This window comes from Caballeronia sp. GAWG1-1, from assembly GCF_023631465.1.
Classification (GTDB): domain Bacteria; phylum Pseudomonadota; class Gammaproteobacteria; order Burkholderiales; family Burkholderiaceae; genus Caballeronia.
In genome coordinates this window covers 266581-282429 of the sequence record NZ_JALQDB010000029.1, presented here as the reverse complement: position 1 = coordinate 282429, position 15849 = coordinate 266581, and the positions used below count along the sequence as shown (strand labels likewise).

At 61.5% G+C, this 15849-nt stretch carries 14 protein-coding genes; 4 read left to right on the top strand and 10 right to left on the bottom strand.

What is annotated here, in order from left to right; translation table 11 throughout:
- Positions 1–6 precede the first annotated feature (6 nt).
- On the top strand, positions 7–2724 hold the full coding sequence (gene mdeB, locus NCT03_RS19345) for an alpha-ketoglutarate dehydrogenase (RefSeq protein WP_250493521.1): 2718 nt from the start codon (positions 7–9) through the stop codon (positions 2722–2724).
- On the opposite strand, the gene NCT03_RS19340 is transcribed toward mdeB, so the two are convergent.
- A complete protein-coding gene (locus tag NCT03_RS19340; RefSeq protein ID WP_250493520.1) occupies positions 2716–3372 on the bottom strand; it encodes a phosphoribosyltransferase in 657 nt (218 codons plus the stop codon). The two genes, mdeB and NCT03_RS19340, sit on opposite strands and share 9 nt — an antisense overlap.
- 166 nt (positions 3373–3538) lie before the next feature.
- Here NCT03_RS19340 and nadE point away from each other — a divergent pair, with 166 nt between their 5' ends.
- Complete coding sequence (gene nadE, locus NCT03_RS19335; protein ID WP_250493661.1) at positions 3539–4408, top strand: NAD(+) synthase; 870 nt, start codon at positions 3539–3541, stop codon at positions 4406–4408.
- A 72-nt stretch (positions 4409–4480) separates the two neighbouring features.
- A complete protein-coding gene (locus NCT03_RS19330; RefSeq protein ID WP_250493519.1) occupies positions 4481–6703 on the top strand; it encodes a hybrid sensor histidine kinase/response regulator family protein in 2223 nt (740 codons plus the stop codon).
- 18 nt (positions 6704–6721) lie between these two features.
- Here NCT03_RS19330 and NCT03_RS19325 read toward each other — a convergent pair whose 3' ends face one another.
- The 9 genes from NCT03_RS19325 to ehuB all read right to left on the bottom strand — a co-directional run bounded on the left by NCT03_RS19325 (position 6722) and on the right by ehuB (position 14189).
- A complete protein-coding gene (locus NCT03_RS19325) occupies positions 6722–7225 on the bottom strand; it encodes a hypothetical protein (RefSeq protein WP_250493518.1) in 504 nt (167 codons plus the stop codon).
- Positions 7226–8476: a PQQ-dependent sugar dehydrogenase gene (locus NCT03_RS19320; RefSeq protein ID WP_250493653.1), complete on the bottom strand. Its 1251-nt coding sequence runs from the start codon at positions 8474–8476 to the stop codon at positions 7226–7228.
- Between the two features lie 115 nt (positions 8477–8591).
- Positions 8592–8759, bottom strand: coding sequence for a hypothetical protein (locus NCT03_RS19315; RefSeq protein ID WP_250467298.1), 168 nt, complete (start codon positions 8757–8759; stop codon positions 8592–8594).
- A gap of 177 nt (positions 8760–8936) precedes the next feature.
- A complete protein-coding gene (locus NCT03_RS19310; protein WP_250493517.1) occupies positions 8937–9341 on the bottom strand; it encodes a DUF3175 domain-containing protein in 405 nt (134 codons plus the stop codon).
- A 69-nt stretch (positions 9342–9410) separates the two neighbouring features.
- Positions 9411–10967, bottom strand: coding sequence for an FAD-dependent oxidoreductase (locus tag NCT03_RS19305; RefSeq protein WP_250493516.1), 1557 nt, complete (start codon positions 10965–10967; stop codon positions 9411–9413).
- Positions 10968–11036: 69 nt separating this feature from the next.
- Entirely contained in the window at positions 11037–11861 is an 825-nt protein-coding gene (ehuA, locus tag NCT03_RS19300; protein ID WP_284503357.1) for an ectoine/hydroxyectoine ABC transporter ATP-binding protein EhuA, read from the bottom strand.
- A 67-nt stretch (positions 11862–11928) separates the two neighbouring features.
- Positions 11929–12597, bottom strand: a complete 669-nt coding sequence (gene ehuD, locus NCT03_RS19295) for an ectoine/hydroxyectoine ABC transporter permease subunit EhuD (RefSeq protein WP_250467295.1) — start codon at positions 12595–12597, stop codon at positions 11929–11931.
- The gene (gene ehuC, locus NCT03_RS19290; protein WP_250467294.1) at positions 12594–13277 is read right to left on the bottom strand and encodes an ectoine/hydroxyectoine ABC transporter permease subunit EhuC; all 684 of its coding nucleotides are present in this window, start codon (positions 13275–13277) and stop codon (positions 12594–12596) included. The genes ehuD and ehuC overlap by 4 nt, the downstream gene beginning before the upstream one ends.
- Before the next feature lie 57 nt (positions 13278–13334).
- Complete coding sequence (ehuB, locus tag NCT03_RS19285) at positions 13335–14189, bottom strand: ectoine/hydroxyectoine ABC transporter substrate-binding protein EhuB (protein WP_250467293.1); 855 nt, start codon at positions 14187–14189, stop codon at positions 13335–13337.
- 215 nt (positions 14190–14404) lie between these two features.
- Here ehuB and ehuR point away from each other — a divergent pair, with 215 nt between their 5' ends.
- Positions 14405–15829, top strand: a complete 1425-nt coding sequence (gene ehuR, locus NCT03_RS19280; protein ID WP_250467292.1) for a MocR-like ectoine utilization transcription factor EhuR — start codon at positions 14405–14407, stop codon at positions 15827–15829.
- Positions 15830–15849: the final 20 nt, after the last annotated feature.

Sequence of the window (15849 nt, the reverse complement as noted above, 5' to 3'; positions counted from 1 at the left end):
CGCGCCATGACCGATTTATCGAGCGGAACCAACCAGCTTCTTTCTCTTGCGAAGGGCCGTGAAGACACGGACCCCGACGAAACCGCCGAATGGCTGGACGCGCTCGATGCCGTCGTCAAGCACGTGGGAAAGGAGCGGGCGCAGTATCTCTTCGACCGGCTCGCCGAACATGCGCGGTCGGTCGGCGTGGAGTCGGCGCGGGCGCGGGCCACGCCGTATCGCAATACCATTGCGCTCGCGCAGCAGCCGCAGTATCCCGGGAACCTGGATGTCGAGGAACGCCTTGCCGCCGTGCTGCGCTGGAACGCGCTCGCCATGGTGGTTCGCGCCAACCGCGCTTATGGCGAACTTGGCGGGCATATCGCGAGTTATGCGTCGGCGGCGGATCTGTTCGAAGTCGGCTTCAATCATTTCTTCCGCGCGGCGGATACGCAAAACGGCGGCGATCTCGTTTATTTTCAGCCGCATTCGTCGCCGGGCGTTTATGCGCGCGCCTATCTCGAAGGCTTTCTTAGCGAAGACCATTTGCGCCATTACCGGCAAGAGATCGCGGGGCCGGGCTTGTGCTCGTATCCGCATCCGTGGCTGATGCCCGACTTCTGGCAATTTCCCACGGGCTCCATGGGCATCGGTCCGATCAACTCGATCTACCAAGCGCGTTTCATGCGCTACCTGCAGAACCGGAATCTGCTGCAAACGGAAGGCCGCAAGGTCTGGGGCTTTTTCGGCGATGGCGAAATGGACGAGCCCGAGTCGATCGGCGCGCTGTCGCTCGCGGCGCGCGAGCAGCTCGACAACCTCGTCTTCGTCATCAATTGCAATCTGCAGCGGCTCGATGGACCGGTCCGCAGTAATGGCCGTATCGTCGATGAACTCGAAGCGCAATTCACGGGCGCGGGCTGGAACGTCATCAAGGTGCTGTGGGGATCGGACTGGGACGCGCTCTTCGAACGCGACCGCACCGGCGCCTTGCTGCGCGCCTTCGCCCATACCGTCGACGGCCAGTTCCAGACTTTCTCCGCCAACGACGGCCGTTACAACCGCGAACGCTTCTTCGGGCAGAACCCGGAACTCGCGTCACTCGTCGCGCATATGTCGGACGAGGACATCGACCGCTTGCGGCGCGGCGGTCACGATGTCCGCAAACTCCACGCGGCCTACACCAAAGCGCTCGCGCACAAAGGTCAGCCGACCGTGATTCTCGCCAAGACGATGAAGGGCTTTGGCATGGGAACGGTCGGTCAGGGCCGCATGACGACGCATCAGCAGAAGAAGCTCGATCTCGAGGAGTTGAAGGCGTTCCGCGACCGCTTTCGGCTGCCTTTGTCCGATGCCGACGTCGAGCACGTCAAGTTCTACAAGCCCGCCGACGATGCGCCGGAAATGCGCTATCTCCACGAACGCCGTAAAGCGCTCGGCGGTTACTTGCCGCGCCGGCGCGCACGCGCGTCGCAGGCGCTCACGCCGCCCGCGTTGAACACCTGGGCGCAGTTCGCGGTCGATGCCAAGGGCAAGGAAATGTCCACGACAATGGCTTTCGTGCGCATGCTCGGAAGCCTCATGAAAGACGCCGCGATCGGCCCGCGCGTGGTTCCGGTGGTCGCCGACGAAGCGCGCACGTTCGGCATGGCGAACCTTTTCAGGCAGGTTGGCATCTATTCGCCGCTCGGGCAGTTGTACGAGCCGGAAGACATGGGCTCGATGCTTTATTACCGCGAAGACACGCGCGGGCAGATTCTCGAGGAAGGCATTTCGGAGGCGGGCGCGATCTCGTCATGGATCGCGGCGGCGACGTCCTACAGCGTGCACGACCTGCCGATGCTGCCGTTCTACATCTACTACTCGATGTTCGGTTTTCAGCGCATTGGCGACATCATCTTCGCCGCGGCGGATCAGCGTTCGCGCGGCTTTCTCATCGGCGCGACGGCGGGGCGCACGACGCTCGGCGGCGAAGGCTTGCAGCATCAGGACGGTACGAGCCATCTCAGCGCATCGACCATTCCGAACTGCCGCGCCTACGATCCCGCGTTCGCCTACGAAGTCGCCGCGATCGTCGATGAAGGCATGCAGGAAATGATGGTCCGGCAAAACGACGTCTTCTACTACGTCACCGTGACGAACGAAAACTACGCGCAACCGTCCGCGCCCAACGACGCGCTCGACGACGCGACGCGAGCCGGCATCCTGCGCGGCATGTATTGCATCGGCGGTAAAGAAAGCGCGGCGCAGGTCCAGTTGCTGGGCTCCGGCGCGATCCTCAACGAAGCCATCGCCGCGCGCACCATGCTCAAGGACGACTGGAACATAGAAGCCGCCGTGTGGAGCGTGACGAGCTATACCGAGTTGCACCGCGATGGCGCGTCGGCCGAACGCATTGCACGCCTTTCCGATGTCGAGGACAACGCGCTCGAGCCCTACGTCACGCGCGCGCTCGCGGCATCCAATGGACCCGTGATCGCGGCCACCGATTACGTGCGCGCCGTGCCAGAACTCATCCGTGCTTACGTGCCGCGCCGTTACGCGACGCTCGGCACGGACGGCTTCGGCCGCAGCGATACGCGCCAGGCGTTGCGCGCGTTCTTCGAAGTGGACCGCGTGGCTATCGTGATCGCGGCGCTCAAGGCGCTTGCCGATGACGGAACCGTCGACCGCTCCGTGCTTGCACAGGCGCGTGCGAAGTACGAACTTAGTGCGGAAGTGAGCGATGCGCCCTGGTTACGTTGAGCGCGCGGCGGCAAGCAGGGCGCGCACTTCGTCGTCGCTGGTTTGATCGAAATCGGCGTAGAACTGGCCGACGCCCAAAAAGTGCGGCGGACGCAGCACACACACGAAGTCGTCGACGGCCTCCTCGAAACGCGCTTCCGATCTCAGTGGCGCGACGGGCAACGCCGCCACGATGCGCGCGGGCCGTGCGGCGCCCGCATGACGTAACGACAGCGCCGCCGCTTTCATGGTCGCGCCGGTGGCAAGGCCGTCATCGACGATGATCGCCACGCGTCCATTCATATCGAGCGGCGACCGTTCGCCGCGATAAAGCGTCTCGCGCCGCTCGAGTTCGGCGCGCTCCTGGGCGATCACGCCGTCAAGCGCGTCTTCGGTGACGCCGGCGGCGGCGACTATGCGTTCGTCGAGATAGAAGGCATTGCCGGACGCGATGGCGCCCATCGCGAGTTCGGGCTGCACGGGCACGCCGAGCTTGCGCACGACCAGCACGTCGAGTGCGGCGCGCAAGGCATCCGCGACTTCGAAGGCGACCGGCACGCCGCCGCGAGGCAGCGCGAGCACGGTGACATCGTCGCGGTCGGCATAGTCGCGAAGATACGCGGCCAGTACACGGCCTGCGTCGCGACGGCTTTTGAAGACGGAATCCATGGCAATGGTGCCGCGGGCTGCTTACTTGTCGTTCAAGCATAGTCGTTAAAACCATTTGCGTAGCCCGTCAAACGCGTGCCGATGTGATAAAACTCAAGGCGGAGCCGGGCGCATGAGCGCGTGTTCCAAAGAGACAGCAGGACAGCAAACTTTCCGGGCCGCGAACATGACCAACGATTCCGCTTACGCCGCGCGACAGCAATCGATCATCGAGGAACTCAAGGTTTCGCCGTCGTTCGATGAAGCCGCCGAAACCGAATTCCGCATCGCGTTTCTCGCCGACTATCTGGAAGCGCAGAAGCTCAAGACCTATGTGCTCGGCATCAGCGGCGGCGTGGATTCGTCGACGGCGGGGCGTCTTGCGCAACTCGCGGTCGAACGCTTGCGCGCGCGCGGCGCCAATGCGCGTTTCATCGCCATGCGCCTTCCTTACGGTGAGCAGCGCGACGAAGCCGACGCCCAGCGCGCGCTTGCGTTCATCCGGCCCGACGAGACGCTCGTGGTCAACGTAAAGCCCGCAGCCGACGCCATGCTCGCTTCGCTCAACCTCTCGGGCGCGCGCTACATGGACGAGAAGCACGAGGACTTCGTGCTCGGCAACATCAAGGCGCGCCAGCGGATGATCGCGCAATACGCGGTGGCGAGCGCGCGCGTGGGCGTGGTGATCGGCACGGATCACGCGGCGGAGTCCGTGATGGGCTTCTTTACCAAATACGGCGATGGCGGCGCGGATGTCCTGCCGCTTTACGGCCTCGACAAACGCCGCGTGCGCGCGCTTGCCAGATCGCTTGGCGCAAGCGATGAAATCGCCATGAAGGTGCCCACCGCCGATCTCGAAACGCTCACGCCGCAAAAGCCCGACGAAGACAGCTACGGCATCTCTTACGAAGACATCGACGACTTCCTCGAAGGCAAGCGCGTATCCGACGAAGTCTACAAGACCATCTATCGCTTTCACGACGCGACGCATCACAAACGCGTACTGCCAATAACACCTCAGGACGACTGGCGCAAGGGCGCGCTTCGCCACGCCTGAACCGCGTTCGCTTGGACGGCGGGCGCGCACCGGTTACGATATACCCGTCGATTTCATCGCAGGGCGAAACGCTTGAACTCAACAGAGACCGCGACATTCGATCTGCCGCTACCCACGCGTAACTTCGCCCTGACGCGCCGGGTGCTGATGCTCGTGCTGGCCGGCTCGGTCGTCATTCCGTTAGTCTGCCTCAGTATTTATGGCTACTACGACTACGAGCGCCGCTTTTCGGACGCCGAAGAACTTACCGAGCGCCTCTCGCGCGTTGCGAACGAACATGCCATTAAGGTGGTTGATCTCAACCAGCAACTGGAAACGCGCATCGTCGATTTACTGGGCGACAGCGACGACGCCAATATCCAGGGCCGTCAGGAAGCGCTGCATCGCACGCTCGACAGCATGAGCGGGACGCTCGCCCAAGTGGCCGCCATCTCCGTGTTCGGCGCGAATGGCGTTCTGCTGGTCAGCAGCCGCTTCTATCCCGCGCCCGCCGTATCGATTGCAGATCGTGACGACTTTCTGTCCGCCCGCGAAGTCGCGCCCGTCGCGTATTTCTCGCTGCCGCTGCGCGGCAAGGTCGCGAAGTCCGATGTCTTCACCACGACCATGGGCCGCATCAGTCGCGACGGACGCTTTCTCGGCGTCGTGTCGATCGCCCTGAAACGCGCGTATTTCGTCGACTTCTATCGCGAACTCGCCGCGAGCGACAGCGCGCTCGTCATCGGCTTGTACCGGCGCGATGGCGGCATTCTCGCGCGTTATCCCTTGAGCGACGTCGACGCGCAGCCTGCCAACAACACGCCCTTCACCAACGCCTTTCGCAATAACGAAGTCTATGGACAAGCGCGCATGAGTTCGACGGTCGATAACGTCGAGCGGCTCATTGCCTATCGGCGCGTCGGCGACTTTCCGCTCTACGTGGCGACGGGTTATGCGGCTTCCGCCTTGCAAATGCGCTGGCGTCAGCACCTCGGGCTCGTGGCCGCCATCGCGGCGCTGCCTTGCATCGCCGTGTGGCTCTTGATTGCGTTCTCCATTCGCCGTCTGAACGCCGAACAGGTGGCGTGGGAGCAATGGCAGTCGGAAGTCGCTTCGCGGCTGTCGATAGAGGCGTCGAGCAGGCAATTGCAGCGCATGGGCGCGCTTGGCAATCTCGTCGCCAACGTCGCGCACGACTTCAATAACTTGCTGATGGTCGTCGGCTCGAACATGGAACTCGCGCGGCGCAAGCACTTCAACGGAGTGGAAAGCGAAGTCATTGCGGTGGAGCGTGCGACGGCGGGCGCGGAATCGCTTGCGCGCCGCCTGATGAGCGTGGCGCGTAAGCATCCGCAAAAGCAGGAGCTGCTCGATCCATCCAACTGGCTCAAGACCACGCTCGATCTCGTCAAGAGCGCGGTGCCGCCGTCCGTTTCGGTGAAGGTGGAATTGTCGCCGGACTTGTGGCGGGTAAGGGCCGATCCGGTCGAACTGGAGCTGGCGCTGGTCAACATCGCCGTCAATGCAAGCGAGGCCATGTTGCATAGCGGGCGTCTCGTCATCCGTTGCCAGAACGCGCGCGTGCGCAACGGCGAAAGCGACTTGCCCGAAGGCGAATACGTGCTCATTTCCGTGACCGATAACGGCGAAGGAATGAACGAAGAGGTACTGCGTCGCGCCTTCGAGCCGCTGTTCACGACGAAAGAGCGCGGCGCGGGCACGGGCCTCGGCTTGACGCAGGTGCTCGCGGCTTGCGAGCAGGCGGGGGGCACCGCGCGTATCACGAGCGTGCCGGGCTCGGGCACGACCGTGCGGCTTTATCTGCCGCGTCATCACGCGTCGGCATCGATGGCGGTGCCCGTTCCGGTTCACAATCCGCCTGTGAGCGTGGCGCCCGTGACGAAGGCCGAAGCGCCGCGCCCGGCGCCATCGTTCAACGACGAAGAGCATCCGCTGCGTGGCTTGACCGTGCTGGTTGTCGAAGACAACGTCGATGTCGCCGCCGGCGTGATGGCCGTGCTCGAAGTGCTGGGCTGTGTCGTTCATCACGAAGAGAGCGCGGATGCCGCCTTTGCGCTGCTCGGCGAAGGCTACAGCTTCGACCTGATTCTCTCCGATGTGCAGATGCCCGGTCGCATGAACGGCGTCGATCTGGCCGAGCAGATCACGCAGCGACTGCCCGCGCAGAAGCTCATTCTCATGACAGGCTATGCGGACGAACTGGACCGTGCGAGGCATCTCAATGTGCCGATTCTCGCGAAACCTTTCGACATGGACGATCTCGTCGATGTGGTCGCACCGGGCGTGCCGCACTGAAGACGCCGGGCTGGCGTCTTAGCCCTTGTCGTGAGTGGAGAACCCGCGCGCGCCGACGAGCGGATTGAAGCCGGCGGACTTGCGTTGGCTTGGTTCATCGCTTGCCTTCGATGAACGCGATGCCGTCCCGCTCGAGCTTTTGCTTTTGCTTTTGCCGCCAAGCTGATCGAGCAACGCTTCGTCGTCTTCGGGCGCTTCGTCGGATGACGCCGCAGCTTTGGCGCTCGCGCCAGCGCCCGCCGCGAGATGCTCCACCACCGACATGAAGTCTTTTTGCGCCGATCGCAGCGGGCGGCCCGGCATCATGGTGAGCACCACGGCCTCGTGCAACGAGCGATCGTCGACGGTACGCAGGGAAGCGGCTTCGCTCCAGTCGATCGCGCTGTTCGCGTAAGCCGCGATCACGTGATGCAACACGGCAGGCGAAAGCACGCCGGCGTCGTAAAGGCCGACGATCTGCCGTTCGGCGAGCGCGAACAAGCTCGATGTGACGGCCTTCGCCTTGGGCTTGCGCGCGGCCATTTACTTCGCAGCCGGCGCAACGCGCCATACGCTATTGCCGACATCATCCGCGACGAGCAACGCGCCGCTGTGGTCTACCGCGACGCCGACGGGACGACCGAGCGCGTGGCCATCGGTGGAGAGAAAGCCTGTCAGTATGTCTTCGGGCGGACCGGACGGCTTGCCGTCATCGAACGGAACGAACACGACCTTATAGCCGCTCCTCGGCTTGCGATTCCACGAGCCATGCTGACCGATGAAGGCGCCGCTCCAGTAATGCTGCGGGAACGCTTTGGCATCGTAAAACGTGAGTCCGAGCGATGCCGTATGCGCACCGAGTGCATAGTCCGGCGGGATGGCCGACAGCACGAGCTCGTCGCGCTGCGGCTTCACGCGGTCATCCACATGCTGGCCGTAATAGCTGTACGGCCAGCCGTAGAAGGCGCCGTCTTTGACCGAGGTCATATAGTCGGGCACGAGGTCGTCGCCGAGTTCGTCGCGCTCGTTGACCACGGTCCATAGCGCGCCGCTTTGCGGTTGCCACGACATGCCGTTCGGGTTGCGCAAGCCCGTGGCGAAGAGGCGGGTCTGCTTCGATTCGATATCGACTTCCATGATCGCCGCGCGGCCGCTTTCGGCATCGATACCGTTTTCCGCGGCGTTGCTGTTCGAGCCGACCGTCACGTAAAGCCGCTTGCTGTCCTGACTCGCGATGATGTTTTTGGTCCAGTGATGGTTGATCGGGCCAGCAGGCAAGTCGATGAACTTCTCTCCCGGTGTCGTGATCTGCATGGCGCCCGTTTCGTACTTGTAGCGCATGACGGCGTCCGTGTCGGCGACGTAGAGATCGTCACCGACTAGCACCATGCCGAACGGAGAATGCAGCTTGTCGATGAACACCGTGCGCGTTTCCGCTATGCCGTCCCCGTCCGAGTCACGCAAGAGGACGATGCGATCAGGACTCGGCACCGCCGCGCCCGCGCGCTTCATCACCTTCTTCATCACGAGGCCTTTGATGCCCGCGTTTGTATCGTGCTGCGCGGGCGCATTGCTTTCCGCGACGAGCACATCGCCGTTGGGAAGCGTGGCGAGCCAGCGCGGATGATCTAGACCGGTTGCATAAGGCGTAACGTTGAACCCTGCGGCCGCAATGGGCATTTGTCCTTGCTGCCAGGGCTTGGCAGGCGCGATGTTCACGGTTGGCAACATCGACTTATGCGGCGCGGGCAGGGAAGGGTCCGGGCCGAAGCCAGGCGCGTAGTCGTCGGCCATTGCAACAGTATTCGTGGCCGCAAGCGCCACGAGCAGCGCAGCGGTACGCGTGAGAGGGTGCAGGTTCAAGCTGGTCTCCAGGAGATTGGCAGGGACTGCAACGCTAAGAGTCGTCTCAGCCGCCGCCAATACCTTGCGTCACCTTGCCCGTGCCGCCGCATGTGTCGCACTTCTCGCCGTCGAGCTTGCCCGAGCCGTTGCAGGCCGGACACAAGTCTTCGCCGGTTCCGGGCACGCCGGGTTCGGCTTCGTCGCCGGGGCTAAGCGGTGGGTCTTCAGTCATGGTGTCTCCTGTCTTCTTCCGTAGGTAATCCATGAGCGAGCAAGAGTCGTTCCCTCGACAAGACGGCCTCCCGCTCAGGTGTGCCCTGATGCTCAGACGAATACGCAGCACCAGCCGTTGATATAACGGCGGACAAAGTCAGCCTTGATCGATCGTGTTGCAGTGGCTCGCATTGCGCTAGCCCGTGTTTCGAGGCTTGCGTCCGAATGCTTCGCGCAACCGCTTCTTGGCGCGCTCCAGCGTGCTGCGGCGTGACTTCGGCAAATTGCGCCCGGCGCGGTTGATATAAAAATTTAGCATCGCCATGGCCGATTGAAACGGCGAGCCCTTACGACGCTTGCTTCTGGTGGACGAGCGCTTCAACGAATCCGCGATCTCGTCCGCGTTACCGGTCTTGAAGATACTTCCCTCGATATCCATTGCGTCGCTAGTCTCCATCACATGATGCGACCAGCGTTTGGGCGAGGGTTTCGCTGTCGACTTTTTACGGGTGGTAGCGAGGCCGTGTCGCTGACGCGTGCTGTTCGACTTGCCGCGAGGCTTCGCCTTGCTCGTCCTCGTCTTGGTCTTTCGAGTTGCCATAGCCTATTCCTCTTAAGCCAAATAATTTCTGCGTTGTGTCGAGCAATGGGGCGGCGCGCCATCGACCGTTTAGCTACTCACAACGCGCCGTGCGGCATCGAGCGTGATCGGCTCGCGCATGGCTTCGGCAAGCCGGCCTATGGCGGCTTCATGCCCGCATCCGACCACCGCGCGAACCTCGCCATCTTTCAGCAGGTAAGCGATGAACTGCTGCTGATCGAGATCGCCATCTATTTCGACGTGCTCGGGTTCGCTGACGTGGCCGAGATACTCGAAGTTCTTGTCGTAATGAAAGGTCCAGAAAAATGGCACGCCGATGTATTCGCGTGCGATGCCCGCCATGTTGTACGCCGCCACGCGCGCATGTTGCTGGGCGACGCGCCAATGTTCGATGCGACCCATTGCACCGGCACGCGGCAACGGAAAGCGCGCGATGTCGCCCGCTGCGTAGAGACTCGGCGCGGCAAGCATCGACGCATCGACTTCCATGCCTTCGTCGTCGCCCATCGTGACGCCAGTGATGAAGTCCGTAGCCGGCGTCACGCCCGTTCCCGCAATCACGACATTGGCCTGTAGCCGTTCGCCGGATTCGAGCAGCACTTCGCGCACGGCGTCGTCGCCTTCGAACGCGCTGACATGCGTATCCATATGGAACGTCACGCCGTTTTGTTCATGCATGCGCTTGAACATCTCGCCGATGCGTGTACCGAACTGCTTTGCGAATGGCACCTTGCCGGGCGCGACGACAGTGACTTCAATTTTGCGCTTACGAAGACACGAAGCCACTTCCAGACCGATGAAACTCGCCCCAACGATCACGACGCGCACAGGTGATTGCACTGCATCGAGCGATGCAAGAATCTCTTTTGCATGTTCGCGATTGCGCAGCAGATGGATATGCTTCAGATTCGAGCCCGGCGCCTTGAGCGGTTTGGGCGTGCCGCCCGTGCAAACGAGCGCGGCGTCGTAATCGACTGTCTGACCGCTGGCGAATTCGGCTTGCTTGTTGCTCGCGTCGAGTCGCACGGCGCGTGTCAATTCGCGTTCGATCTTATGAGCGTCGAAGAAATCGTCGTCGAGAAGGGGTGGAACATCGTCGGGCGGCATGTCGCCTGACAGCACGAACTTGCTTAGCGAAGTGCGATCGTAAGGCTTGCGTGCATCGTCGCCAGCGAGCACGATACGCCCGCTAAAGCCGGCTTCGCGAAGCGCCGCGCATGCCGCGGCGCCTGCGGCGCCCGCGCCGACGATGAGCATGGTCTTATCCGCGCCATGCTCTTCTTGCGTTTTCGGCGCTTCGGCACCGAGCGAGACAAATACATCGCTATTCGACACGGTGACCGGATAACGCGTCAGACCTTTGAGCGCCGGCGGCTCGACGAGACTGCCATCACTGATTTCAAACGTGCCCTTGTGCCATGGGCAAACGATGCGGCCGTTGCAGATCGTGCCTTCTTCGAGCGGCGCGCCTGCATGCGGACAGTCGGGTGAAAAGGCGTGCACGGCCTGACCGTCGCGCACGAGAAGAATCGGTGTTTCGCTCGCATCGTGCTTGATGCACACACGCGTGCCGTGCCCGGTGGGCAAGTCGTCCACGCGAGCGACCTTATGCTGGGAAGGGGACATTGCACTCTCCGGTGTCTATCCCCGGAGCAGGAAGCAATTCCCGGACCGCTTGCCAGCTGAATGCTTGGATTAGAGCGCCTCCGTAACCGCGCGCAAAAACTGCTTGGTGCGTTCATGTTGCGGCGCGGTGAAGAACTGCTGCGGCGCGGCCTGCTCGATGATCTTTCCTTCTGAGAAGAAGCAGACGCGATCCGCGAAGTCTTTTGCAAAGCCCATCTGATGTGTGACCATCAACATGGTGAGGTTATGTTCGGAGCCTAAGCGCCGAATGACATTGAGGACCTCACCGCAGAGTTCGGGATCGAGCGCGGAGGTCACTTCGTCGAAGAGCATGATTTTAGGGCGCATGGCAAGCGCCCGCGCGATGGCTACGCGCTGCTGCTGTCCACCCGACAATTGCGAAGGATAGTGACCGCATTTTTCCGACAAACCGACCATGGATAGCAACTCGCGTCCACGTTCGATTGCTTCCTTCTTCGAAAGACCTAGCACGCTCGTAGGCGCTTCAATGACGTTCGTGAGCGCGGTCATGTGCGGGAACAGGTTGAAGCTCTGAAACACCATGCCGATCTTGCTGCGCACTTGCCGCACATGTCGTTGCGACGCGGGTACGAGCTTGCCGCCGCGCATCTCATGCGTGAGAGACTCGCCATCGACTTCGATTACGCCGTCGGTCAAGGGATCGAGCGTCATCAACACGCGCAGCAGCGTGGATTTCCCCGAGCCGCTCGGCCCGATGATCGCGACCTTCTCGTTACGGGCGATATCCAGATCGAGTCCATCGAGCACGGTAAGCGCGCCGTATCGCTTCGTCACGTTGCGAAAGCGCACCATCGGCGTATTGGCTTGCGCGTCGGCGGCTTCGCCTAACGACGGGTCGAGGTCTCGTTTCATCGGTTGCTCCTTGATTTCCATTACCGTGCGCCATCCGCCGGGTTAGCCATCGTGTCTCCGCGCGAAATCATGGCAACCTGACCCGCCGTTCGAGGTGACGCACGCCCGAAGCGAAAGTCACGCTGATGATCAAAAAGAAGACGCCCGTCATGGTGATCGGTTCGAGATAGCGGAAGGTTTCCGAGCCGATGTTCTTCGCTTGCTGCATCAATTCGACCACGGTAATGGCTGACAACACGGGCGTGTCCTTGAACATGGCGACGAGGTAATTGCCGAGCGCGGGAATCACGGGACGAATGGCCTGTGGCAGAATCACGCCGCCATACGTGCGCCAGGGCGACAACGACAGCGCACAGGCTGCTTCCCATTGTCCACGCGCGACGCCGTTGAGTCCTGCGCGATAAACCTCCGACACGTAACACGCATAGTGCACGGCAATGCCGATGGTGCCCGCCATCAACGCCGACATGGTGAGTCCATAAAGCGGCGCGACGTAGAAGAGCACATACACCTGAATCAAAAGCGGCGTGCTGCGAATAAACTCGATGAAGAAAGCCGTCGCCTTCGAGACGAAAACGATCTCGCTGCGTCGCAGTATTGCGAGCACGAGGCCCAGCACCAGCGCGATGGCAAACCCCACTAGCGTGATGCCGATGGTGTATATCGCGGCGTGCAGCAGTTCCGGCAGGATATGCAGCGCGTATGTCACATCGAAGAGTTGACCGAATGTCGTCATGATGCGGCCCTCGGCGCGACGCGACGAACGGCGACGTGACTGCTTACGCGGCGCTCGAAGTGACGCATTACCGTGACGATGATCTGCGCCAGTACGAAGTAGATCAGCAGCGTCAGCCCGAAGATTTCCGCTGTCTTGAAGGTCGCTTCATCGAGTTGTCGCGCGCGGAACGTCAGGTCCGAAAGCGTGATCAGCGACACGAGCGAAGTCCCTTTGAGTAATTCGATCATGAGGTTCGTGGCGGGCGGCAGTGCGTTGATCATGGCTTGAGGCAACACGACGCGGCGTAGCCTGACCCATGCCGGCATGTTGAGTGCCAGTGCTGCTTCGTATTGTCCGCCTGCCACCGAGTGCAATGCGCCGCGCAAAATCTCGGAGCCATAAGCGCCGTAATGCAAACCCAAACCAACGATGGCCACGGTAAAGGGCGTCAACTGAATATTGAAGGGCGGCAAGGGCAGCACGAAGAACAGCCAGAACAATTGCACCAGCAAGGACGTGCCGCGAAAGACTTCGACATAGACATTGCCAAGCCAGCGCAGGGTACGATAAGGCGCTTCGCGCAGCGTCGTTGCGATGCCCGCCATGACGATCGCAAGCATGATGCTGAGCACGGCGATCTGGATCGTGACGAGCGTGCCTTTCCACATCAGCGGCAATAGCTCATTGAGATCACTCATGATGGTTCCTCGCTAAATGAACGACGCGACGCGCGCCTGTACCGAATGTATCTCTGCTCAACCGCCGCAAAGTTCAGGCGCTTTCTTCGTGGTCAGATTCGTCTTGTCAAAGCCGAACGGTCCCACCGTTTTCAGATGATCGTCCGTGCCGAGCCAGGCATGGAGTTCCTTGTTGACCGCATCGCGCAGATCGGTATCTTCGGGGCGAAAGGCGAGTGCGCCATAGCCCGTATGCTTCGGGTCGTCGTTGAACTGGCTCGTTGCTTCGACTAGCGGGCCGCCCTTCGTCGCAAGCCCCTTCATGGTGAGCGAGGTGCCAACGGCTGCATCGGCGCGGCGTGCGCGCACGGCCTGCAATTGCGCGGTGGTATCGGGCACCTGAAGAATCTGATCGTCCTTGATGCCCGCCTCGCGTGCATAACCGAGTTCCGCCGTGCCGGCCATTACTGCGAGTTTCGTGTCGCCTTGCTTGGCGACATCGGCGTAACTGTGAAGGTTTTTGGGGTTGCCCTTGAGCGTCAGCAACGTGTCGGGAATCTGATATTGCGGATCGGCGAAAGCAACCTGCTTGCAGCGCTCGGGCGTAATGTACATGCCCGCTGCAATCACATCGAAACGGCCTGCCTTGAGGCCCGGAATGAGCGCGCCCCATTCTGTCAGCACCGCATCGACTTTCTTGACGCCCAGTTTGGCAAATACCTTCTTGGCGATTTCCGGCGATTCGCCCGTCACGGTGCCGTCGGCCGTCGTATAGGCGAAGGGCGTTTCGTTCGCATAGCCGATGCGCACCTCGCCGGTGCGTTGAATCCGTTGCAAGGTGGTTTCCGCGGCAGCGCCCGCGCTGAAGGCACTCAAGCTCGCTGCGGCGACGCATGCGGCCACCAGCATTCCAGACAGTCGTTTGGTCTTCATAGCGTTTTCCGTTTATAGCGTTGGTAGCGTTCGTATGGTCTATTGCGCGCGTTCCTTGAAGGCTGCGGCTAGATCGGTCATGGAGAAAACCCTTATAGGAAGCGGTCTTCACAGGCTTTACCGCGCAGCCACCGATGCAGAATACAAAGCCATATATTTGTTCCGATTGCTCTAGGACAATTATTTTTCAAGGAGCTTTTGCGCCACTATTGCGCATGAGTCAAGCGCACGAGGAGTGGAAATTGAATCAGCGATGGCGCGAGGCCGTACGCACCGTGCAAGGCGTACAGTCGAAATACAAGCGGCTCGTCAAGGCGATGGCGCTGGATATCGAGAACGGCACACTGGCTTCAGGCGCACGCTTGCCGCCGCAACGCGAGGTCGCGGCGGATCTGGAAATCAGCGTGCAGACGGTCACCAATGCCTATAAAGAACTCGAGCGCCAGGGGCTGATTCGCTGCGAAGTCGGGCGCGGCAGCTTCGTCGCGGCGCGCGTCACGGAAACCATGTCCAACTACATGCTCGATACGGCCGAGCGCTCCGTGGTCGACTTTTCGATTGCGCGTATCGTCCATACGCCCGAACACGATGCAATGTGGCGCAAGGTCTGCGCGACGCTTGCAACCATCGAGGATCAGCCCTGGATACGCGCGTTTCGTCCGATTGCGGGTTTCGAGCATCATCGGCAAGCGGGTGTTGCTTGGCTCGAATCGCTCAACATGCCTGCGACCGCTGAGACGCTCCTAGTCACGAATGGTGCTGCGCACGGCATCTTTCTGGCGCTTGCTTCCATTGTCGGACCGGGCGATACCGTGCTCTGCGAGAGCCTGACCGATCACGGCGTCATAGGCTCCGCGAACGTGCTCGGCTTCACGCTCAAGGGACTGGAAATCGACGAACATGGCATACGTCCCGAACATTTCGAGGAAATGTGCGACAGCGAGCGCGTAAGCGCACTGGTCTGCACACCGACGCTCAATAATCCCACGGTCGCCATCTTGACCGACTCGCGCCGGCGCGCGATTGCGCGCATTGCAGAGCGATACGGCGTGTATGTCATCGAAGACGATGTCTACGGCGCGTTGCCCGCCAAGGCGCAGACGCCGATAGCAAGCCTGATCCCCGAACTGGCGTTCTATTGCACGAGCATGACGAAGTCAGTGTTAAGCGGCTTGCGCACGGGCTTCATGACCGTGCCACGGCGTCTTGCCTTGCGCGCGGAAAGCGTGTTGCGCGTATCGAGTTGGATGGCGACCTCGCCGATAGCCGAAGTCACCGCGCGCTGGATCATGGACGGCACGGCGCAACGTCTCGTGCAGATACAACGCGAGCGGCTTTCGATGCGTCAGAGTGTCGTGCGTGAAGTGCTGGGAGAATATGTGCTCGGCAGCCATCCGAACGCGCTCTCTGCGTGGCTGCGCGTGCCGGATGAATGGGAAGCGGAACGTATCACGCGCGAACTGCGCAACCGCAATATCGCGGTGACATCGCCCGATCCGTTTCTCGTGCGCGGCGCTGAGCGGCCCAATGCGGTGCGTCTGTGCGTGGGCGCCGAAGTGGGCGAGGCGAGCTTTCGCACGGCCATAGAGACCATTCGCGAAGTCTTCGAGCAATTTCCGCACGTGCACGACTTCAACTAATCTCGCATGCGCGGAAATGA